Source organism: Peptoniphilus mikwangii, from assembly GCF_000468535.1.
Taxonomy (GTDB): domain Bacteria; phylum Bacillota; class Clostridia; order Tissierellales; family Peptoniphilaceae; genus Anaerosphaera; species Anaerosphaera mikwangii.
Genome location: NZ_AUQY01000002.1, coordinates 727,758 through 750,979, shown reverse-complemented (window position 1 = coordinate 750,979; position 23,222 = coordinate 727,758). Strand labels below are relative to the sequence as shown.

The window sequence follows — 23,222 nt, the reverse complement described above, 5'->3', positions numbered from 1 at the left end:
TATGTGAAATTAGAAATTTAATATTGAAAATTACATTTTTGTTATTTAATAATTATAATAGATAAAAGTGTTTTAAGTATATTATGTAATAAGGGTGAAGATTATGGCAAAATATGAAAGACGTTTTAAAGGAAATTTTGATGAAGTTTTAAAACTATGTAAGGATACAATTGAAAAAAAGAGTTTGACTGCAAGTTTAGAAGATCAAAGCTATTTTGAAAATGAAAAATTTAAAGCATCTGTGAGTATTTTTGAAAGATTCAGCTATAGAGGTTCTAATAGAGTAAGTCTAAGTATTACTTTAATTGAAAGTGATGAAGAACTTTTTATATCGGCTATAACATCAGGAGGTTCTCAAGATGTGTTTTCAAAGGTAAATGCATTTGGAGAAGTCAGTTTTTTAGAGACATTAATACCTGCAGTTGAAGAATATATTAAGAAATATTAAATAATTAAATAAAATCTTGACTTATGGAAAATAAGTTGAGATTTTTGTTTTTTTAAAATATTAATTTAGATAAATGGAAAATTAGTTATAACTTGAAAAAATTAATTGATTTATTATTATATAATATTTATGAAGGAGTGATAATATGGAATTAAAAATTAATAAATTAGATGAACTTAGAAATAAATTTGGTGCTGATAGAGCGAATAGAGTTGCACAAAATGCTGCAATGGAAAATGGAATTGATAAAGCTGCAGTAAAAAATATGGTGTATGAAGAACAAAGACACAGTTTTAATGTAAATTTAAATCAAGGAGACATTACCAACCAAAAACAATCCGGAAGATGTTGGATGTTTTCTGCACTTAATGTGATGAGATACAGAATAATAAAAGATTTAAATTTAAAGACATTTGAACTTTCTCAATCATATCCGTTGTTTTATGATAAGCTTGAAAAAAGTAATTACTTTTTAGAAAGTATATTAAAAACTCTTGATGAAGATATTCATTCAAGACTGGTTGCTCATATTTTAAGAGATCCTCTTGGGGACGGAGGACAGTGGGACATGTTTGTAAATCTTGTGAAGAAGTATGGTGTGGTTCCCAAATATGTAATGGGTGAAAGTGCAAATTCATCAAACACAAGAGCACTTGATGATTATCTTACTAAACTTCTCAGAGGATATGCTGTAAAGCTTAGAAAGGCTCATGAGAGCAAAAAAGGAATGGATGAATTAAATTCCATGGTAGAAAAATACATGGAAGAAATTTATAATGCTCTTTGCATAAGTCTTGGTACGCCTCCAACAGAATTTGATTTTGAAGTTAGAGATAAGGATGATAATTATATATGTGAGAAAAACTTAACGCCGATTGAATTTTTCAATAAATATGTAAAGATGAATTTAGATGACTATATTTCAATTATAAATGCACCTACAAAGGATAAGCCGTATAACAGAACATTTACGGTAAAATATCTTGGAAATGTTGTTGAGGGAAATAAAGTAAAATATTTGAATCTGCCTATTGAAGAATTGAAGAAGGCTGCAATATCCCAAATGAAGGATGGAGAACCTGTATGGTTTGGTTGCGATGTAGGACAATTTTTCTACAGATCGGGTTCTGTTCTTGATACAGAAACGATAAAAATGGATGATTTATTTAATGTGGAATTTGATATGACAAAAGAAGAAAAACTTGATTACGGTGAATCTCTTATGACTCATGCAATGGTATTTATGGGCGTTGAAGTAGATGAAGACGGAATAAGTAAGAGATGGAGAGTTGAAAATTCTTGGGGAAAAGACAGCGGAAAAGATGGATATCTTGTAATGAGTGACAGATGGTTTGATCAATATATGTATCAAGTTGTTGTAAATAAAAAATATTTATCGGAAGAAATATTAAAGGCGTGGGATACGGAAACAATTGAGCTTGAACCATGGGATCCGATGGGATCACTTGCAAAGGAAAGATAAAATGTTTTTATTTAACAGAAAAATTTTTAAAGAAGAAGATTATAAGAAAGCTTTGAAGCTTATAGAAGAACTTGTAAAAAAATCACAAGCTGAAAAGGGATGTATAGTATATAAAGCTTTCAAAGATATTGACAATAAATACGGGTTGTGTATTTATGAAGAGTGGGACAGTAAAGAGAGCCTTGAAGCTCATCAAAGTACAGAGCACTTTAAAAGAATCGTTCCACAAATTTCTGAAATTGCATATGAAAGAAGTCCGCTGTACAGATTTGAAGATTTAGATTAATGAGATGTTAGAGGTAAGGTATTTCTTACCTCTATTTTTATATGCAGATAGTATGAACTTAGATAAATCTTAGACTTTTATTTGTTATTATTTAAAAATGTTGCGTATAAGATTTTAATATAAGGGTATATAATTAATTATAATATTGAAAAATTTAGGAGGATATTATGACAAGAATCTTGGGATTTTTTAAAAGACGTAAAAAACCCGTCATTGTCGCGGGAATTTTTTTATTGTTAATAATAGGATTTTTTTCTTTTAGAAATAAAGGAGGAAACTATCAACCTATTTTAAAGAATGAAACTACAGAATTAAAAAAGAAAGAGTTTGTAAGTGCGGTAAATGAATCCGGAAAAGTATTGAGCGAAGATTCAGCGCAAATTTATGCTGAGAAATCACTACCTGTAAAAGAAATTAATATTGAAGTCGGAATGCAGGTAAAAAAAGGTGATGTGATAGCAAGACTTGATGATACAACTATAAAACAGCAGATAGCTATTAAGAGTGCAATGATAGGAGCAACAAATAAGTCTACATCACTTCAAGTTAAAAATGCTCAAGATAAGTTGGATGAGGCGTTAAAAAATAAATCTGACGGTACTAATGGAAGTGTTGTATCTGCAAATAATGCAGTAACTGCAGCTTATGATGCGTGGATTACTGCGGAAAAAACTTATAATAACTATAAAAAAAGTCTTGAAGAAGGATATAATGAACAGCTTGTTGCCAATAAGAGCACAATGGATTCATTACAAAATGGAGCGAATAGTGCAGGATTAAACTATGCTCAATCTAATGACAGATTGAATAAAGAAATTCAGTCACTTAACGAAAGCGGAAGACTTGCTTATATGAAATCGGTAGAGCTTGGAAATTTGAAGGCGAGAGATTCGGAAAATGACAGAAGAATTGCCGAACTTCAGAGAAAACAGGAAACATTAAAAGCGCAAAGTACGGCACCTCAAATTGATCCGGTGTTATCTGCGAGACTTACTCAGGCTAATTCGGATATGGTTAATCTGAAAAATAGATTAGAATTTGAAAAGCTTAGAGTTCCGAAAGATGAAAATGAAATAAATATTTTACAATTAAGTGTAGAGAATCAACAAAAGCTAATTGATTCAATTCAGGCAGAAATTAAAAATTCAATGATAGACAATTCCTCTTTAATTAAAGAGCTTGAGAATGTTACAAATCAAATTTCTGAATTAAATACTATTTCAAAAGATTTGAAGGCGAAAATAGTTGAGCTTGAATCAGATATTAAAAAATATCAGGCAGAGGTAGAAACAGGTAGAAAGACAATTGATGAAAAGAAAAAAGACTTTGAACAACAAAGGCTTGCGCTTGAAAATGCAAACAAAAATATTTCATCAAATGTAGAACAAAAAAATCTTTCAGATAAATCAAGACAAGATATGCTGAAGTCTTATAGAAAGAATGCTGATGATTTAAAACATGCATATGAAAATGCGATAAAAAATGTAAAAGTTGCTGAAGTTGCACAGGATAATGAGATAAATGCATTGAAAAACAACTTAAAAACAGCGGGTGCTAATGGAGATACTACTGTAAATTCAATTGAACTTAAAAATTTATATCAAGATTTAGAAAGAACAGTTATAAAGGCACCAATGGATGGAACAATTACAGAAAAGAATTTAATACAAGGGCAAGTGCCGACAGATTACGTTGCAAAAATTGAGACAATAGACAGAACAATAGTGGAAAGTCAGATAAAGGAATTTGATTTAAATAGAGTAAAGGTTGGAATGAATGTAGAGATAACAAGTGATGCATTTGGTAAAGACAAAATATTCAAGGGGAAAGTTGAATCTATAAATCCTACTCCATCAAAGAAGAGGGACCAATCTCAAAATTCAAATGAAGTTGTATATACTACAAAAATTTCGTTTGATGATACATCAGTAACAGATTTAAAACCCGGTATGAGTATTAGAGTTAAATATGTTATGGAGAAAAAACAAAATGTATTTGTAGTTCCATCTGATGCAATATATGAGAAAAATAAAAAATCATTTATATTAGCCGTTGACGGAGACAGTGGAGTTTTTAAAATCAGAGAAATTGAAGTAACCGTTTCATCCGGAAATGATTTTGAGTCTGTTATAGAGTCTAAAGAATTAAATGAGAAAATGAGAGTTATAAATTCTCCTGATAATTATAGTGCAGGTGTAGATGTAAATGTAGTAGATATGCAAACAGGTGTGTAATATGCAAAAAATAATAGATATGAAGGGTATTGTGAAGAGATATTATATTGGCGAGCCCAATGAACTTGAAATACTTCACGGGATTGATATAGAGGTTTTTGATTCGGATTTCATATCAATTGTAGGAGCATCCGGTAGCGGTAAGTCTACTTTGATGAATATAATAGGTCTTTTAGACAGGGCCACAGAGGGCTCATATATACTTGGAGGACTTGACATAAATAAGGCGGTTGATACTGAGCTGTCAATAATCAGAAATAAAAAAATAGGATTTGTATTTCAAAATTTTAACCTTATACCAAGACTTTCTGCACTCGGTAATGTTGAATTACCCATGTTATATGGTAAAGTACCCAAAGCTGAAAGACAAGAAAGAGCTATGGAACTGTTAAGGCTTGTTGAAATGGATACAAGGGCAAATCATAATCCGAATGAATTGTCAGGAGGACAAAAACAGAGAGTTGCGATAGCAAGAGCCATGGCAAATAATCCTGAAATTATTCTTGCTGATGAACCAACAGGAGCGCTTGATTCAAAAACCGGAAGAATAGTAATGGATTTATTTCATAAATTAAATGATGTTCAAAAAAAGACAATTATTTTAATAACTCATAATAGAGAACTCGCAGATGAAACTCCAAGGATTTTAACGATGTCTGATGGAAGAATAGAGGTGTCTAAATGAGTATATTTGAAAATATAAAGATAGCTATTGAAGGGCTTAGGTTAAATAAAATGCGAAGCTTTTTAACTATGCTGGGGATAATAATAGGTATATCTTCGGTAATAGGGATTTGGACAATAGGTCATGCAATGTCAAATTCTGTATCAAAAGGCTTCGACTCATTTGGGAATACGGTTATAAGTGTATCTGTTACTGCGAGAGAAAAAGATCAGAATTTTGATTATACGCCCGATATAAATGACAGAGATAAAATTAAACAATATCAAATTGATGAAATGTTAAATAGATATTCGGATTATATAAAGTCAATAAGTATTTCGGGTATGGGAGCATCGGGAAAAGTTTTTGCGGGTAGAGTAAAATCAAATGTAAGAATAGAATCAGTAACAGCCGGGGCAAAGGATGTAAACAATTTAAAGATGGTGTCGGGAAGATTTATTGATGATAAGGATGTGAATCAACAAAAAGAAGTTGCTGTAATTTCAGACAAAGTTGTAAATAAAATTTATGGCGGGAAAGTTGAAAATGCACTTGGGTCAGAAATTGAGATAAATACAAATAATTCCGGAATACGAACATACCTTGTAGTAGGGGTATATAAATATGAACCTATAGATTTTGGAATTTTTGGAGGAGATACCTCGGGAGAAACAACAAACGTATATATTCCTATGACAGTAGGCAATAGGCAATTTGGAACAAGTAATACAGTAACTGAATCTTACCAGACAATTAATGTAAATGCCAAGAGCCGAGAAGTCATATCACAAACTTCAGCTATGATTGAAAAGTTTTTTAATGATAATTACTATAATGAAAATGAAAACTATAAGGTAACTTGTCAAACAATTGAATCTCAAATATCACAGATAAATAAAGTTATGGGAACAATAAAACTTGCAATAGGAGCAATAGCTGCCATATCTCTTATTGTAGGAGGCATAGGAGTAATGAATATATTACTTGTATCAGTTACGGAAAGAACAAGAGAAATTGGAATTAGAAAAGCGCTTGGGGCTACAAATTCTGATATAAGAGGTCAATTCATTATAGAGAGTATAATAATTTGCTCAATAGGCGGCTTAATTGGGATTCTATTTGGAACATCTTTGGGATATGGAGGAAGTATTTTATTAAAATCGCCTACACTGCCATCAGCCGTATCAGTTTTAGTTGCAGTAGGATTTTCTATGGTAATAGGGATATTTTTTGGATATTATCCTGCAAATAAAGCTGCAAAATTAAATCCGATTGATGCATTAAGATATGAATAGTTATTTAAAATTTAATATATCAAAGAAAGAAAATAGAATAAAAAATTCGGTTGTCAAATAACAACCGAATTTTTTATATAATGATATATATAGTTGAAAACAGTTGAATTAGTATTTTCAATATTCTCATATTATTAAATATGACTGCAGCTAAAATAATTTCAACTATACCAAATTGTAATTATTTTAGTTCAAATTATTAATTAAAATAAGTAGTAATATAAATTAAAATATATAGTATAATAAACTTTGAGCGTAATTTTAACTATTTTTAATGAGGAGAAGTATAATGAGAGAATTAAGACAATTTTTAGAGAGAAAAGACATTGAAATATCCATAAAGAGATATGGAATTGATGCTTTGGGTGCGATGGCACAAGGGCTATTTTGTTCATTACTTATAGGAACTATTATAAATACCATAGGAATGCAGTTTAAAATTCCATGGCTTATGACAACTGTTGCGACGATAAACGGAACAGATTATACAATCGGATCACTTGCTTCGGCTATGAGCGGTCCTGCTATGGCTGTTGCGATAGGTTATGCACTTAAATGCCCTCCGTTGGTTTTGTTTTCACTTATTACTGTAGGATTTTCTTCAAATGCTTTAGGAGGAGCGGGAGGTCCGTTGGCAGTTTTATTTGTTGCGATAATTGCAGCTGAATTCGGAAAGGCGGTATCAAAAGAAACAAAGGTGGATATTTTAGTTACACCTATAGTTACTATAGTAATAGGAGTTGCATTATCCGCATGGTGGGCACCGGCACTTGGCAGTGCGGCTATGAAAGTTGGGAATGTAATAATGTGGGCTACAAATTTAAGACCGTTTTTAATGGGAATACTGGTTTCTGTTTTGGTTGGTATAGCGCTTACACTTCCAATATCATCTGCTGCAATTTGTGCGGCTTTAGGACTTACAGGTCTTGCCGGAGGAGCGGCACTTGCGGGATGCTGTGCACAAATGATTGGATTTGCATTTATGTCATATAGAGAAAATTACATAGGAGGATTAGTTTCTCAAGGAATAGGAACATCAATGTTGCAAATGGGAAATATAATTAAAAATCCTAAGATTTGGATCCCGCCTATTATAACATCGGCAATAACCGGACCGATAGCAACTTGTATATTTAAGCTTGAAGTAAATGGACCGGCAGTGGCGTCGGGTATGGGAACTTGCGGTTTTGTAGGACAACTTGGAGTATATACAGGATGGCTGAAGGATATTGAAGCGGGCATAAAAACAGGAGTAACTACAAATGATTGGCTGGGGCTGATTTTAATTTCTTTTGTACTCCCGGCAGTGATATCTGTTTTAATATGTAAAATTTTGAGAATTATCGGTTGGATAAAAGATGGAGATATGAAATTAGATTAATAATATCAAACAAATCAAAGAAATAAAAATATATGTCTAAATAAATCTTAAGAGCTTTTGGAAGCTTTTGAAGAAACATCAGATGATGGCAAATATATTTGAATAGACTTGGAGAATATTATCTAAGCGAACGGTGATGATATATGATAATTTTCACAAGATCTAAGAAAATGTGAACAAAGAAGTACTTTCAAAAGATTTGCATTATTGTGTGGTGATGGTAGCCATAATATTGCAATTGGAATGATGTATATTGCACTTAATTAATTAAAAATATTAAAATAAATAACTGTCTGTAAAGCGGATAGTTATTTATTTTATATTTGAAAAAAATGAATTATATTTAGAATATTAACAATTTCTTTTAATTTTTATTACTGATTTTATTTTAATATTAAGGTATAATTTTATTGAGGTGTAAAATGAATAATATAAAAATAATTGCAACTGCAAATTTTGGGCTTGAAGCTGTTTTGAAAAGAGAGCTTATAAATATGGGATATGAAAATCTTGAAGTAAGCGATGGAAGAGTAAGCCTTATCGGAAATTTGACAGATGTGGCAAAGCTGAATTTAAGACTTAGAACTGCAGAGAGAGTATTAATTGAGCTTGGTACATTTGAAGCGTATACATTTGAGGAGCTTTTTGACAACACATATAAAATATCGTGGGAAAATATAATTTCGGAAAAGGGAAATTTTTTAGTACAAGGCAGAAGTGCAAAGTCAAAGCTGTATTCAATATCGGATTGTCAAAGAATAGTTGAAAAGGCGATAATTAAGAAACTTCAAACGAAGTATGATATATATCGTTTTGAAAAATCTGAAGAAAGGTACAAAATAGAGGTTTCAGTTTTTAAAGACATTGCAAGTATAACTCTTGATACATCCGGAGACGGACTTCATAAGAGAGGTTATAGAGAAGTATCATATAAAGCTCCGATATCGGAAACTATAGCAGCAGCTATGGTTATGTTGAGTTATTGGAAAGAGGATAGAATTTTATGCGATCCGTTTTGTGGAAGCGGAACAATACCGATTGAAGCTGCAATGATCGGAAAAAATATTGCACCCGGAATTTCAAGACATTTTGACAGTGAAAAATTTATATTTATGGATGAAAAAATATATAAAGAAGAGAGAGCAAAGTGTTATAGTGAAATAGATTATGATAAAAAGTTACAAATATTTGCAACAGATATTTCGTATAAGGCGATAGAAGTTGCAAAGAACAATGCGGAAATATTAGGACTTGATGAAGATATAAAATTTTTTGTAAAAGATATAAGAGAATTGGACTTACCTGACGATTATGGAGTGATTATAACAAATCCTCCTTACGGAGTTAGAATTGGAGGAGACGAAGTAAAAGAGCTTGAAGAAGAACTTGGTAAATTGTATAAGACAATTCCGACCTGGTCGTTGTATGCAATATCATCAGATGAACAATTTGAAAAGAACTTTGGCAAAAAATCAGATAGAAATAGAAAATTATACAATGGAAAAATAAAGACATACTACTATCAATATTATGGACCACGTCCAAAATAGATTAATCAGAGATAGTATGAGTGAGGTATTAATCATGAACAAACCATATAAAGATTCAATTTTAAATAAAGATAAACTGAACTATAAAATATTAGATGGCATAGTTGATTTAGTTCGTGTACTTAATACTGATAATGATGTTGTATTTGCAAACAAAGCCATGAGAGAAATGCTCGGTCATGATAATAACAATATGGTATGTAAGCTCAATGAATCTATATTAGACCCGAGAATAACAAAGAGAACACTTGAAACGGGGGAAGTGATACAGAGAGAAGAAATGATTGATAATAAATATTTTTCTGTAAAATGTTCTCCGGTAATAGGAATGAATAATGAAATACTCGGAGTAGTTGAAGTATTTAGAAATATTTCAATGGAACGAAAGCTTGTTTCGGAAATAATTGAAAAGAATGAAATGATGACAGTCGAAATGACACATGCACAAAAAATTCAACAGGCGCTTTTACCTGAAAAGGGAATGTTTGAAAATTTAAAAATAGACTATATATACAGACCGTCAAATATGCTTAGTGGAGATATGTTTGATATTATAAAGATAAATGATGACAATGTCGGTATATATATTGCAGATACGGTAGGACATGGTTTTGCATCATCAATGGTGACAATGTTTATACGACTTGTAATGAGAAACATACCGAATTCAAAGTTACTTTATCCGTCCAAGACATTAACTGAGATATGGAATAGATTTTCCGCCCTTAAACTTGATATAGAACTATACTTTACATGCTTTTATGGAGTATATAATATAAAAACAAATAAACTGACATATTCAAATGCAGGACACTTTCCATATCCGATAATATTTAGAGGCGATGAGATAATAGAACTTGAGGCTAATGGATTTCCTATAACAAGATTTTTAAAAGGAGTAACTTATGCTGATGACAGTATAAAATTAAGTGAAAATGACAAGCTTTTATTTATGACTGACGGTATAACTGAAACTAAAAATAAGAACTCAACTCCGTTTGGAACATCAAGGGTAAAAAAAATAATAACGGAAAATAATGGAAGTGAACTTACTGCACTTGAAAAAGGTGTATACAAATTTATGTGGGGAGAGCAAAAAGATGATATAACAGCTCTCTTGATAGAATTACAAAATCTACAAGAAACAGAAAAATAAAATAATATTAATATAATTTATAATCTATTATTTTAAAAAAAAGACATCTGCTTGAAACGCAGGTCTTTTTTTTATGTTAAATTAATGGATGTCAGCATAGGATATTTAAAAATACTTTTTGAATCGAAATATAAAATATACTTGAATGATGATAAAAGTTTTATTAAACATAATAAATATTGATAATCATTATTGATATTGACTGATTATGATAGTATAATAATTATGTTGTAAAAAAAGCTGAGGGGAAATTTTAAGCAAAAATTTATATTCGGAGTTTGATATTTTAAATTAAAATCAGAATGTTAAATAAACAGACAGCTTATTATGGAGATGATAAAAATTGCAATACTCTATTTTAAAAAATAGAAATATAATAATGGACAGAAGGTTAAATCCACTTAGCATTATTTTGATAAATGCTTTTATTCCTGTTGTAAATACTCTTTTTCCAACGAGCAAAGCTATATTTTTAGATTTAGCTGTTGCCTTATTTATTTTGTTTTTTACAGGATTATACAGCAAAGCTATAAAGGCAATCCTTTATTTAACTGTATTTTTCGGTTTATATGTTGTTAGTTTAAATTATTTTAATAGTGAAGTTATAATATCTTTTTTTAGAATGACTACTTTATTTGTGCCCTGTATTGTTTTTGCATACTTATTAATAACACAATATAATTCATCGGAGATATTATCAAGTTTACAAAAATTAAAGCTTCCTAAAATATTTATAATCGGGCTTACTGTTACGATAAGATACATTCCGACATTTAGAAGAGAATTTAAGACAATAAAAGAGGCTATGAGTATAAGAGGTGTGGATTTTTCCATAAGAAGACCGATAAGAACTTTTGAATATTTAATTGTACCGCAACTTTTCAGATGTTTAAGTTTAAGTGGTGAATTGACATCAGCCGGACTTACCAGAGGAATTAGTGCTCCTAATAAGAGAACAGGTTTTTTTGATAGGAGATTTAAATTTTTAGATTTTTTAATTTTTTTTATATTGATTATGGGATATGTATTAATTATAGGTGAAGTAATATGATTGAAAATGTAATAGAATTAAAAAATTTAAGTTTTAAATATTCGGAAGATAAAGTCAATGCTATAGATGGAATAAATTGCACTGTGGATAAGGGAAAGGTTATATTCATAGCCGGAGATAGCGGTTCAGGGAAATCGACTTTACTAAATATAATAAATGGTATTATTCCTGAAGTTATCGAAGGAGATTTAAACGGGAAAGTATATATAAATAAAGCGGAAAATTTAAAGATATATGAACGGAGTTTGATTTTAGGAAATGTATTTCAGAATCCGAGAAGTCAATTTTTTACAACAAATACTACATCCGAATTAGTTTTTGCTATGGAGAACTATGGGAAAAGTTATGAAGAAATGAAAGAAAGGCTTATCCGGATAGTAGATGAATTTAAAATTGAGAAATTGCTTGATAGAGATATATTCAGTATATCCTCAGGTGAAAGACAATTTTTAGCATTACTTACAGTTCTTATTATGAACCCGAATGTAATTATATTTGATGAACCGTCGGCAAATCTTGATTATGGGAATGCAATGAGACTTAAAAGGCAAATAGAGGAACTTAGAGAAAGTGGAAAGACAGTGGTAGTTGCAGATCATAGATGTTTTTATTTGAGGGGAATAATAGACAAGGTTCTTTTAATTGAAGATAAAACTGTAATAGAATTTGGTTCGGAAGAGGAATTTTTTAATTGTGCTTATGGCAAAAGAGTTTTTGATTTATTTACTCATAAATATAAAGAGAGAAAAATTGTTAAATCAGAAATTGAAACTGTAAAACTTCAGGATGTTTATTATAAAAATATTTTAGAAAACATTAATGTTTCTTTTAATAAAAATGAAACGACTGTAATTGTGGGGACCAATGGAGCGGGAAAGACTACACTTGCAAAATTGATTTCTAAAATAGAAAAGGCGGATAGAGGTAAAATAGAAATTGAAAATAGAGCATTATATATAATGCAAGATGCGGATTTTCAACTTTTTGGGGCAACTTGTTTAAAGGAACTTGAAATAACAAGTAAAAATGAAGCAGAAAATATGGAAATATTAAGATTATTAAATCTATATGATGTAGCTGAAAAACATCCTCAGTCTTTAAGCGGAGGACAGAAACAGAGGTTGCAGATGGCAATAAGCCTTGTAAGTAAAAATGATGTTATCATCTTAGATGAACCGACGAGCGGGCTTGATAAAAATTCTATGAATAGAGTTATTAAGTTGATTGAAAAATTAAAGCAAAATCGAACATTAATTATAATATCCCATGATTATGAATTTATAAGAAAGAGTGCGGATAGAGTAGTTTATTTAAAAGATAAAAAAATAGAAGAAGATTTTTATTTAGAACACGAAAATGTTGAAAGATTAAATAATATTTATAAACAAATGGAGGAGTATTATGAATAAAAAATTAAAGATAAAAGATGTTTTATTAATTGCCTTATTAACAGCGGTTTATATGATTATATATATGGCAACAATGGTGATTATTACACCTCTTGGTGCTTTAGGACATGCAATAAGTCCGGGTATATGTTCCTTATTTTCAGGTATTGTAATTTATTTCATGTCAAGAAAAATTGGAAAAATGTGGCAATATAGTTTAATGACTTTATTAGTTATGGCGAATTTTGCACTTATGGGCGGTGGATACATACCTTGGTTGATTTCATCCGTATCTATGGCGGTAATCGCAGATTTTATAGCATCAAAATCAAGAGATGTAAGTGTATTTAAAGTTGCAACGGCATCGGGTATTATGCATGTGGGGCAAGCGTGGGGAGCAATAATTCCATCGATTTTCTTTGTAGAAAGTTATAAAGAAACTTGGATTAAAAGAGGACAAACACTTGAATCGATGAATGAGCAGATAAAATATACGGCAGGTATTTGGGGAATTATATCTACAGTACTCGTATTTGTACTTGCATTTATAGGAGTTTATATCGGGTATTTAATTCTAAGGAAGCATTTTAAAGAAAATTAAAGATAATTATTAAAAATTTTAAAATACAGACAAGTAATATTTGTCTGTATTTTAATTTATATTTTAGTATTAACTTTTAATTTTTGCTAAAAATTTATGCATATAGTATAATCATTTGTAATATAAAGTGTTAAAGGAGGAGGCTATATTTAAAATGGATATCTTATTTCTACAAGTAGTTTTATATTGCTTATTATTCACATTATTAGTGGCTTTATCATTTAGAGGTAATGCGATTAATATTGTATATTTTTATCCTAAATCCGTTATAGATAAGGTTGTTGAATTTGGTTATACAGATTATAAAACAATTAAAAGAAATAAGATTATATTTTATTCTTTATTTATTGTTTTAATGTTTGGAAGTTTGATATTAATTGTTGGCTCATGGAATGGAATCAATGATTTTAAACAAGCATTTATTCAATTAAATATTTTTCTTCAATCTTGGAATATCTATGATGGATTAGTTATGGATATTTTATGGACCAGTAATAGCAAGAGTTTAAAAATCAAAGGTATAAAGGATAGTGAATATATACCTGGAGTTATAGATGTAATTAAAAAGAGAATTATCTTTATTCCTGTTTTATGGGTAGCATCTTTAATCTTAGCTAAATTCATAGTATTTATATATTAAATTATTTGGAAGTATAGAATGAATAGCTTTTTTTAGAATGAATCAATGAAATCATAGAAAAGATATATGGTTATGACAAGAATAAGATTGAGATTGTTTGGAAATTTGATGGATGAATTTTTGAAAATAATAGTAACATAACAGGCGGATATTATTGGATGAAAATTGAAAAAACATGTATCAGGTACTTGACACAAGGGTGAAATCTAAACAGAAAGGAGGAGCTATGTTTAAAATTTTATGTAAAGATGATTTAGATATTTTAATCAAAAATTATATTTTATTTCAAAATTCAAGAGGAGATTCATGGACTGATGAAACGGCAAGGAAGAGAATAAGTCAAATCTTAGATACTACAGATTCACTTTTTGTAGGTATATTTGAAGATGATTTGTTAAAAGGATTTTCCATGGGATATTTTAAACAATTTGATGATATCTTATTATTTTATTTGGAAGAGATTATGATTTTTAATGAATATCAAAATAACGGATTGGGAAATAAATTGATGATTGAAATTGAAAGAATTGCAAAAGAACGAGGAGCTTCAAAAATCAGTCTTTTAACTACTGAAGATGACAGACATCAAAGATTTTACGGAAGGCTTGGTTTTAAAAGGTCGGGGCTTTTAGTTCCCATGAATAAGAATATAGGTAGGTAAATATGAAAAAGATAAATATTTTTTTTATAATTGTATTAGTTATTATAGGTATAATTATTTTTTCATTTATCAATAGAGATACCGGCGAAAAAGATGTAGTCGCCTATAAACCTGTAATTTATTTATATCCTAAAGAAAAAATTGATGTAACTGTAAGATTGGATTACAATGGAAAATTGACATCTACATATCCTAAATATGAAAATGGGTGGAATGTAACGGCATATCCGGATGGTAAATTGATAAATCATTCTGATGGTCGTGAGTATTCATATCTGTTTTGGGAAGGAATACAAGATGTGAAATATGGCATGGAAAGGGGATTTGTCGTCAAAGGGGAAGAGACAGCTCAATTTTTACAGAATATTCTGGGAAAAATGGGTTTGACCCCTAAAGAATATAATGAATTTATTGTATATTGGTTACCTAAAATGGAGATAAATAATTACAATTTGATAAATTTCCAAGAGAAAGCTTATACTGATAATGCAAAACTTGAAATAGTTCCAAATCCGGACAGCATTATTAGAGTATTTATGACATATATGCCTCTTGATAAGAAGATTGAAATTGAAGAGCCTGTTATTAAATCCTTTAAAAGAAATGGATTCACAGTTGTAGAATGGGGCGGAACAGAACTTAACAGGTAGATTGTAAATTTAAATTTGTATATTACAATAATAAGCACAAGATAAAAAACCTTCGGTGAGAAACCGAAGGTTAAAATTTTTCATTGTGAATTTTTGTTGCTATATCAAATTTTTCTCTTTTTTTAACTTTTTCATTTCCATATCCGATTGGTATCATACATAATGAACTGAATTTTTTAGGTATGTCAAATAATTCTCTAAGAAAAGCTTGAATTTCGTCCCCTTTTGACGTTTTTCCTTCTTTTAAGTCAACCCAACATGTGTTAAGTCCGTTTTCCTGTGCTAAAAGTTGAAGATAACTTGCTACTACACTTCCTTCTTCAATCCATGTAGGAGCCAATTCTCTATCTACAAGTATTAAAATTACTTGAGGAACTTCTGCGATATATCTTGTTCCGAATGTTTCAATTTCAGATAATTTTTTAAGGCTTTCCTTATCTTCAATAATCAGAAATTGAACAGGATGTGAGTTTGCATAAGAAGGACCCATCAGAGAGTACATTAATATTTCTTCAAGTGTTTCTCTATCAACTTTTTCGTCTTTATATTTTCTTATGCTTCTTCTTTCTAAAATAGTGTCTTTTAACATATAATCACCTCGTAAGTTATAATAAAGTATTTTATCATATATAAAATTTTTGTCTAATTAAGTTTATGATTTTAAGGTATAATATTATTATGAAAAGGTATATAGAATATGAAAATTGTAAAATTTGTCCAAGAAATTGTGGCGTGAATAGATATAATAAAACCGGGTTTTGTAAGATGCCTGCGAATTTATATGTTTCGCATACGAGTCTTCATATGTGGGAAGAACCTCCCATAACAGGGAAAAATGGCTCAGGAACTATATTTTTTACAGGCTGTAATCTAAGATGTGTATATTGTCAAAATTATAAAATTGCAATAGAAAATTTTGGAAAGTGTATTGATGAAAGTGAACTTGCAGATATTTTTTTAAAGCTTCAAAATAAGGGGGCACATAATATTAATCTTGTAACTCCATCGCACTATATATTAAATATTGCCGATGCAATAGATATTGCTGAAATGAGAGGACTTAATATTCCGATAGTTTATAATACGTCATCTTACGAAAAAGTTGAAAGTTTAAAGTTGCTTAGCGGAAAGATTGATATTTATCTTGCAGATTTAAAATATTTTGATAAAAAACTTTCTGAGAAGTATTCAAAAGCTGCTGATTATTTTGAGATTGCAAGTAATGCTATTGAGCAGATGTTTAATCAGGTTGGCAGATTTGAGTATGATGGAGAACTCTTAAAAAGAGGACTCGTCATAAGACATCTTCTTTTACCTGAACATATAGAAGATAGTAAGAAAGTTGTCAAATATTTATATGATAAATACTCCGATGATATAATTTTTAGTATTATGAGTCAATATACTCCTGTCAGAAAGCTCAAGTATGATAATTTAAATAAAAGGGTTGATGAAAGAGAATATAATGAACTTGTCGATTTTTGTATAGAACTTGGAATTGAAAATGCTTTCATACAAGATGGTGAATCTGCAACCGAAAGTTTTATCCCAAATTTCAATGTAAATAAGGTATAGATAAAAATTTTCAATTAATTCGTGAAAAAGGCTTGCAAATGTTTTTTTGATATGATATTATTACATTGTGAATATTTCCACGAACAGTGGATATTCTTCAATCATCTTTTTTCTTCCCAGCTATACATAAAAAGACACCGACGGGGTGTCTTTTTTACTTGCAATAAAAAACTCCTGCATTGCAGGAGTTGTAATAGAAAATTATCAACAAATATAATTTCCACAGTTAATAATAATCTATTCCCAAGGGTTTAAACCATTTTAATATAAATTTTTAAAAATGTAAAGTTAAAATTGACCCTTAACTGAAACTTCACCACTTGATAAACTAATTATGGAGCCGTCTTCAAGTTCAACTATGAGATTGCCGTTTTCATTTATATCAATAGCCGTTGCTTCATATTTTTTTGAATCTTTTTCAAAACTTACACTTCTTCCGAGAAGTAATGAATTGTCCTTATAGATTTTTAAAATTTCTTCTCTTTGTTGCTCATAGCATGCTTTGTAAAATTCATTGAGTATTTCGCCTATAAATTCATTTCTAAGCAAGTCTTTTGGGAGAAGTGATCCTACAATTGGACGAAGCTCTTTAGAAAAAGCACTTAAGTCTGTTGAAAAGTTAAGTCCTATTCCGATTATTATTGATTTAATCTGTTTTGATTCAAAATCATAATCTGCTTCTGAAAGTATTCCACATATTTTTTTATGGTTTAGGAAGATATCATTTACCCATTTTATTTTAGGTTCCTTATCAGTTTTGGATTTTATTGCATTTACAACTGCATTTGCTGCGCGTACTGTTATTAAATCAAATGAATTTATTTTGAAGTTATCTTTTGGAAACAGAATTATTGTCATGTAAATTCCGCTTCCCTTAGGAGAAGAGAAGCTTCTTCCTTTTCGCCCTCTTCCTTTTGTCTGCTCATCTGAAATTAAAACCGTAAAGTTTTCAAGATCCTTAGAATACAGAAGTCTTTTGGCTTGAGTATTCGTGGAATCTATTGTCTCATAACAATATATATCAATGTCCTTAAGTTGCGGTATTAAATAATTTTTTATTCCGAAAGAGGATAATTTATCACATCGTTCATCAATTTTATATCCTTTATTTGTTGAGCTTTTAATTTCATAGCCCTGTTCTTTTAATGATTTTACAGCTTTCCAAATTGAAGTCCTTGATAGAGACAGTTCTTTTGCCAATACTTCACCTGACATATATTTATCTCTATTTTCTTCGAGGATTTTTAAAATATTATCTTTAGTATTCATTGTATCACCTCATATTTAGAATACTATCACATATTATATTAACGGTAAACAATTAAAACTTATATATCATTTCAGTCTCAGCAATATATTATGTAATTTTGTAAATCTTGACAAAGAATAATAAAAAGGTTAAAATTATTATCTAAGTGTGGAAAGATGGTCGAGTTGGCTTAAGGCGCTCGCCTGGAAAGCGGGTATACGTTAATAGCGTATCGGGGGTTCGAATCCCCCTCTTTCCGCCATAAACCATGATAGATGGGGAATTAGCGATGCCCTGTAACCTGCAATCGCTACAGCAGGATTGAATTCCCATCGGAGGACTTAAATTGTGCAGCCTGCCCCAAGTGTGTGGCGTTGATAATAGGGTCCTGCGCAACGTATGCTTGTGAACCGTGTCAGGTCTTGACGGAAGCAGCACTAAGCAAGATTTTATGTGTGCCGCAGGGGTGCCTTATTTGAGTTAACTGCTTGGGTACCGTGTGTAGTTTAATTTCGATGATGGGTTCATGGTTACATATTATGCCTGATAGGGCATATTTTTTTGCGTTTTTTTAATAAAAAGTGCATTTATTATATATCAAAAAATATAAGTTATATTTGATAATATTTTTTAAATTTACTGTTAAATTTTATAAAAAAATATGTTATAATACTTTTGAAGTTAATTATTAATATCAATTTAGCAAAACAATTTTTAAAATTGTTTTTTTTAACGTCAGATATGATAATACATATCATTGTGGGGGTGGTATAATGCTTAACCTTCTAATGGTTCCTAAAAATATAGATTTTAAAATTGTAAAAATTCGTGAGAAGAAAATAAAGAGATTGAATTATGAAAGACATTTGATTAATTTAGGTTTTGTAGAAGGAGCTAAAATTTCTGTTGTTAGTGAAACAAACGGAAATTTAATTGTTAAGCTTAAAGATTCAAGAGTTGCAATTGGAAATGATATTGCAATGGCTATTATGGTTGAAGAAATAAAGGAGTGATATTATGACACTTAAGGATGCTGTAGTTGGAAGTTATTATAAAATTATCAAAATAAATGGAGCAGGTCCGTTGAAGAGAAGAATTATGGATATGGGAATAACTAAGGGAACGGAAATATATATCAGAAAAGTAGCTCCGTTGGGAGATCCAATTCAGATAAATTTAAGAAATTATGAATTAAGCATTAGAAGAGTTGATGCAGAATTTATTGAAATAGAAAAAGTCGTTAAGTAGAGGGGGATATTATGACTATTACAATAGCATTAGCAGGAAATCCGAACAGTGGTAAAACTACATTGTTTAATGCCTTAACCGGTTCGCATCAATATGTAGGTAACTGGCCGGGAGTAACTGTGGAAAAAAAGACCGGGGAGTATAAAAAAAATCGAGATATAAAATTTACAGATTTACCGGGAATTTATTCTTTATCACCATATACTCTTGAAGAGGTTGTTTCAAGAGATTATTTATTAAATGAACATCCGGATGTAATTATAGATGTAATAGATGCATCAAATATTGAGAGAAATTTGTATTTGGCAACTCAGTTATCAGAACTTGGAATACCTATCATATTGGCATTAAATATGATGGACGTTGTGAAGAAAAATAATGACATCATAGATACTGAAAAACTTGAAAAGCTTTTAAACTGTAAAGTTGTTGAAATTTCTGCACTTAAAAATTTCAACTTGGATTATTTAATTAAGGTTGCAACAGATGAAGTTGAAAACAGGAATAATGTAAGTGAAATAAAGGCATTTTCTGAAAATGTTGAAGGATATATTTCAGAGATTGAAAATTCAGTAAATTCTATAAGAAACAATCCGGCTAAAAGATGGATTGCTATTAAATTGTTTGAAAGAGACTTGAAAATATCTTCTGAAATTTCAATTACAGATACTGAAAAGGAAAAAATTGAGAAAATTATTTCCGGGGCAGAGACTGAACTGGATGATGATGGAGAGGGAATTATTACAGATGAGAGATATAATTTTGTAACGGAGATTGTATCACAAACCGTAAAAAAAGGCAGAGAAGGTCTTACAGTATCTGATAAGATAGATAAAATTGTAACTAACAGATTTTTGGCGCTTCCGATTTTTGCCGTTATTATGTATGGAATATATTATCTTGCTATAACAATAGTAGGAGGACCTGTAACTGATTGGACAAATGAAGTGTTATTTGGTGAAATAGTTGGCGGAAATGCAAGTGCAGCTCTTGAGTCAATAGGCGTTGCAGAATGGTTAAATTCACTTATAACAGAAGGTATAATAGGCGGTGTAGGCGGCGTACTTGGATTTTTACCTATAATTGCAACTTTGTTTTTATTAATTTCAATTCTTGAAGATGTTGGATATATGGCAAGAATTGCATTTATTCTTGATAGAATTTTTAGAAAGTTCGGTCTTAGCGGAAAGAGCTTTATACCTATTTTAATGGGAACAGGATGTTCTGTTCCGGGGATTATGGGAACAAGAACTATTGAAAATGATAATGACAGAAGGATGACTATTACAGTTGCATCATTTATGCCGTGCGGAGCTAAAACAGAAATTATAGCAATGTTTGCCGCCGTATTGGGAGGTCATGCTTGGTATGGACCTATTTGGTATTTTGGAGGAATTGTTGCAGTAATTATTTCAGGTCTTATATTAAAAAAGACAAATAAATTTCATGGAGATCCTGCACCGTTTGTAATGGAGCTTCCTGAATATCACATGCCGAGTATAAGGAATATAACTAAGGCTACTTTAAACAGATGCAAAGCTTTTATAATTAAAGCGGGAACTATAATTTTACTTTGTACAGTAGTTATTTGGTTTTTGAAAAATATTTCTGTTAATTTTGAATTTAGAGAATTTGCCGATTCATCAACTGATTCAATTCTTTCATTTATAGGAAAGAAATTACAGTGGATATTTGCTCCGCTTGGATTTGGAAATTGGATGGCAACTGTAGCAACAATTCTTGGACTTGTTGCTAAAGAGGTAGTAGTTGGAACTTATGGTGTTGTTGCGGGGCTTGGAGAGGTAGCTGCAGATGATCCGGGACTTCTTGGGGTAATCAATGCAAACTTTACAACAGTTTCCATATTATCATTTATGTTTTTCAATCAATTGACACTTCCTTGTTTTGCAGCTATGGGAGCAATTAAAGAAGAAATGGGAGATAATAAGTGGTTTGGATTTGCAATAGGATATCAAATGTTATTCTCATATACAATAGCTCTTATGATTTATCAATTCGGAAGAGTAATTGAAGGAGAACCGTTTACGGCTTGGACAGCAGTTGCATCAATAATATTGGTGATATATCTTTATCTATTATTTAGACCTAATAAATATGAAAGTAAAAAAACTGAAGTCAGAAGAAGTGTTGAGGAGGCATAGAGTATAATATGAATAAACCTACTATAATAGCACTGATAATTGTTTTAATTGTTATAGTACTTGCTATAAAGCACATTAAAAATTCAAAGGGTTGTGATTGCGGCTGTAAATCATGTAATAATAGCTGCAAACCGAAAAAATAAAACTTAAAAATAGGTGCCTATTAGGGAATATCCGATAGGCACCTATTTTTTTTAGATTATTATGATAATAATTTTCAAATTATAGTAAATAATCAAAATATAGGGAAATAAATTGAGATTACAGTTTGGTATAATTCAGATGAGCTTGATGTTTATTCAGGCTAATTAAAAAAGGAGATAAGAAAAATGAAGAAAAAACAAGTATTCGGATTTTTATTCATTGTTCTGGGAGTGTTGTTGGCGCTTACACCTACATTTTTAGCTACTGTTTGTCCACCTAAAGAAGATGGTCATTTTATGAAATGCCATTGGATGGGCAATGCTGTAATAGCATTAGGTATAGCTATTGTTATATGCGCCGTAATTTTTTTATTTGTAAAAGATGAGCGCATTTCATTGGGAATGATACATTCAAATATTATCTTAGGTGTTCTTGCTTTGTTAATGCCCTTAAAAATTATAGGTTGTTGTCAGATGCCCACTATGCATTGTAATACACACACGAAACCTATGGTTTGTCTATTAAGCGGTATTTATATATTACTTAATATTATTTATTTATTTAAGAAAGATAAGGCTAACTCATAGTGGTGATTTAAGATTGAATAGGATGTAAGGTATCTTTTTAAATCTTTTAGCCAGTGTGAGTTTTGTTTTGATACAGTTAGGGAGAAGTATATGTTTTTATTAGAAACTAAAAGTCTTTCTAAAGAGTTTTCTCGTGGAGGAAGAAAGTTTCGTGTGGTAGATGGAATTAATTTTACTTTGAATAAGAATGAAATGGTTCATATAATAGGTCGTTCGGGAAGCGGAAAGACGACATTTTTAAATTTATTGTCGGGAATTTTAAATCCAACTTCAGGAAAAGTCTTAGTTGAAGGAAAAAATTTAGAGTCGATGGATGATGAACAAAGAAGTTTGTATAGAAATTCGTTTATAGGATATGTTCCTCAATCATTGGGTACGCTTCCGAATCTTACTGTGCTTGATAATGTCAGAATGCCACATTATCTGTTTAAAAGAGATGGGGACGGTATTGAAAGAGCATCAATGCTTTTAGACTGGATGGGAATTTTAAGTTTAAAGGATGAATTTCCAAATAAATTATCCGGCGGAGAAATAAAGAGAGTGTTACTTGCAAGAGCTCTTATGAATAGTCCTAAAGTGATAATAGCAGATGAACCTACATCTGATTTGGATTTTGACACTACAAAGGAGATAATGAATTTGTTTTCCGAGATAAATAAGGAATCAATATCTCTTATAATTGTTACTCATGAAATAGATATACTTAAGTATGGAAATAGAGTTCTTGTGATGAATGACGGTAAATTGTCTGAAAGATAGCCGGTGTGTG

The 23,222-nt window shown here is 30.4% G+C and carries 24 protein-coding genes, 1 tRNA gene and 1 other RNA gene; 24 read left to right on the top strand and 2 right to left on the bottom strand.

Translation table 11 applies throughout. From position 1 onward, the window contains the following. Positions 1-103 precede the first annotated feature (103 nt). The 15 genes from M915_RS03970 to M915_RS03900 all read left to right on the top strand — a co-directional run bounded on the left by M915_RS03970 (position 104) and on the right by M915_RS03900 (position 15,488). Positions 104-448, top strand: a complete 345-nt coding sequence (locus M915_RS03970; protein ID WP_009221874.1) for a DUF6054 family protein — start codon at positions 104-106, stop codon at positions 446-448. 145 nt (positions 449-593) lie between these two features. After that, positions 594-1,931 (top strand): C1 family peptidase, encoded by a 1,338-nt coding sequence (locus tag M915_RS03965; RefSeq protein WP_036729537.1) that lies wholly within the window; start codon positions 594-596, stop codon positions 1,929-1,931. Position 1,932: 1 nt separating this feature from the next. Further along, positions 1,933-2,217: a putative quinol monooxygenase gene (locus M915_RS03960; protein WP_036729534.1), complete on the top strand. Its 285-nt coding sequence runs from the start codon at positions 1,933-1,935 to the stop codon at positions 2,215-2,217. Positions 2,218-2,384: 167 nt separating this feature from the next. Continuing rightward, the gene (locus M915_RS03955) at positions 2,385-4,451 is read left to right on the top strand and encodes an HlyD family efflux transporter periplasmic adaptor subunit (RefSeq protein ID WP_036729532.1); all 2,067 of its coding nucleotides are present in this window, start codon (positions 2,385-2,387) and stop codon (positions 4,449-4,451) included. 1 nt (position 4,452) lies between these two features. After that, on the top strand, positions 4,453-5,136 hold the full coding sequence (locus M915_RS03950) for an ABC transporter ATP-binding protein (protein ID WP_036729529.1): 684 nt from the start codon (positions 4,453-4,455) through the stop codon (positions 5,134-5,136). Then, a complete protein-coding gene (locus M915_RS03945; RefSeq protein ID WP_036729527.1) occupies positions 5,133-6,410 on the top strand; it encodes an ABC transporter permease in 1,278 nt (425 codons plus the stop codon). The genes M915_RS03950 and M915_RS03945 overlap by 4 nt, the downstream gene beginning before the upstream one ends. Before the next feature lie 289 nt (positions 6,411-6,699). After that, a complete protein-coding gene (locus tag M915_RS03940; protein WP_036729524.1) occupies positions 6,700-7,791 on the top strand; it encodes a PTS transporter subunit IIC in 1,092 nt (363 codons plus the stop codon). A gap of 422 nt (positions 7,792-8,213) precedes the next feature. Further along, positions 8,214-9,341 (top strand): THUMP domain-containing class I SAM-dependent RNA methyltransferase, encoded by a 1,128-nt coding sequence (locus tag M915_RS03935; protein WP_009221879.1) that lies wholly within the window; start codon positions 8,214-8,216, stop codon positions 9,339-9,341. A 34-nt stretch (positions 9,342-9,375) separates the two neighbouring features. Further along, complete coding sequence (locus M915_RS03930) at positions 9,376-10,497, top strand: SpoIIE family protein phosphatase (protein WP_009221880.1); 1,122 nt, start codon at positions 9,376-9,378, stop codon at positions 10,495-10,497. A gap of 343 nt (positions 10,498-10,840) precedes the next feature. Continuing rightward, entirely contained in the window at positions 10,841-11,548 is a 708-nt protein-coding gene (locus tag M915_RS03925) for an energy-coupling factor transporter transmembrane component T (protein WP_235043759.1), read from the top strand. After that, positions 11,545-12,957 carry an ABC transporter ATP-binding protein gene (locus tag M915_RS03920; protein ID WP_036729522.1) on the top strand — a complete coding sequence of 471 codons (1,413 nt, stop codon included), beginning with the start codon at positions 11,545-11,547 and terminating at the stop codon, positions 12,955-12,957. The genes M915_RS03925 and M915_RS03920 overlap by 4 nt, the downstream gene beginning before the upstream one ends. Then, on the top strand, positions 12,950-13,537 hold the full coding sequence (locus M915_RS03915) for an MptD family putative ECF transporter S component (protein WP_009221883.1): 588 nt from the start codon (positions 12,950-12,952) through the stop codon (positions 13,535-13,537). Before M915_RS03920 ends, M915_RS03915 begins: the two co-directional genes overlap by 8 nt. Before the next feature lie 154 nt (positions 13,538-13,691). After that, on the top strand, positions 13,692-14,177 hold the full coding sequence (locus tag M915_RS03910) for a hypothetical protein (protein WP_051259784.1): 486 nt from the start codon (positions 13,692-13,694) through the stop codon (positions 14,175-14,177). 226 nt (positions 14,178-14,403) lie between these two features. After that, positions 14,404-14,838, top strand: coding sequence for a GNAT family N-acetyltransferase (locus M915_RS03905; protein ID WP_009221885.1), 435 nt, complete (start codon positions 14,404-14,406; stop codon positions 14,836-14,838). A 2-nt stretch (positions 14,839-14,840) separates the two neighbouring features. After that, the gene (locus M915_RS03900; protein WP_036729519.1) at positions 14,841-15,488 is read left to right on the top strand and encodes a hypothetical protein; all 648 of its coding nucleotides are present in this window, start codon (positions 14,841-14,843) and stop codon (positions 15,486-15,488) included. A gap of 70 nt (positions 15,489-15,558) precedes the next feature. Here the strand turns inward: M915_RS03900 and M915_RS03895 are convergent, their stop codons facing one another. Further along, positions 15,559-16,077, bottom strand: coding sequence for a nitroreductase family protein (locus M915_RS03895; RefSeq protein ID WP_009221887.1), 519 nt, complete (start codon positions 16,075-16,077; stop codon positions 15,559-15,561). 89 nt (positions 16,078-16,166) lie between these two features. Between M915_RS03895 and M915_RS03890 the strand changes: the two genes are divergently transcribed. Further along, complete coding sequence (locus tag M915_RS03890; RefSeq protein WP_235043758.1) at positions 16,167-17,063, top strand: radical SAM protein; 897 nt, start codon at positions 16,167-16,169, stop codon at positions 17,061-17,063. Between the two features lie 288 nt (positions 17,064-17,351). Here M915_RS03890 and M915_RS03885 read toward each other — a convergent pair whose 3' ends face one another. After that, positions 17,352-18,332 carry a biotin--[acetyl-CoA-carboxylase] ligase gene (locus M915_RS03885; protein ID WP_009221889.1) on the bottom strand — a complete coding sequence of 327 codons (981 nt, stop codon included), beginning with the start codon at positions 18,330-18,332 and terminating at the stop codon, positions 17,352-17,354. Between the two features lie 150 nt (positions 18,333-18,482). Here M915_RS03885 and M915_RS03880 point away from each other — a divergent pair. The 8 genes from M915_RS03880 (at position 18,483) to M915_RS03855 (ending at position 23,212) form a co-directional block, all read left to right on the top strand. Further along, a tRNA-Ser gene (locus tag M915_RS03880) sits at positions 18,483-18,574 on the top strand. A 4-nt stretch (positions 18,575-18,578) separates the two neighbouring features. Further along, positions 18,579-18,842, top strand: an RNA gene (ffs, locus tag M915_RS07410) — signal recognition particle sRNA large type. A gap of 243 nt (positions 18,843-19,085) precedes the next feature. Then, positions 19,086-19,325, top strand: a complete 240-nt coding sequence (locus M915_RS03875) for a FeoA family protein (RefSeq protein ID WP_009221890.1) — start codon at positions 19,086-19,088, stop codon at positions 19,323-19,325. Between the two features lie 4 nt (positions 19,326-19,329). Beyond that, positions 19,330-19,560, top strand: coding sequence for a FeoA family protein (locus M915_RS03870; RefSeq protein ID WP_009221891.1), 231 nt, complete (start codon positions 19,330-19,332; stop codon positions 19,558-19,560). Positions 19,561-19,571: 11 nt separating this feature from the next. Then, positions 19,572-21,722 carry a ferrous iron transport protein B gene (gene feoB, locus M915_RS03865; RefSeq protein ID WP_036729509.1) on the top strand — a complete coding sequence of 717 codons (2,151 nt, stop codon included), beginning with the start codon at positions 19,572-19,574 and terminating at the stop codon, positions 21,720-21,722. 8 nt (positions 21,723-21,730) lie between these two features. Further along, the gene (locus M915_RS07405) at positions 21,731-21,865 is read left to right on the top strand and encodes a FeoB-associated Cys-rich membrane protein (protein WP_081689735.1); all 135 of its coding nucleotides are present in this window, start codon (positions 21,731-21,733) and stop codon (positions 21,863-21,865) included. Positions 21,866-22,051: 186 nt separating this feature from the next. Beyond that, positions 22,052-22,453: a DUF4418 family protein gene (locus tag M915_RS03860; protein ID WP_036729507.1), complete on the top strand. Its 402-nt coding sequence runs from the start codon at positions 22,052-22,054 to the stop codon at positions 22,451-22,453. 90 nt (positions 22,454-22,543) lie between these two features. Further along, positions 22,544-23,212 carry an ABC transporter ATP-binding protein gene (locus M915_RS03855; protein WP_036729503.1) on the top strand — a complete coding sequence of 223 codons (669 nt, stop codon included), beginning with the start codon at positions 22,544-22,546 and terminating at the stop codon, positions 23,210-23,212. Positions 23,213-23,222: the final 10 nt, after the last annotated feature.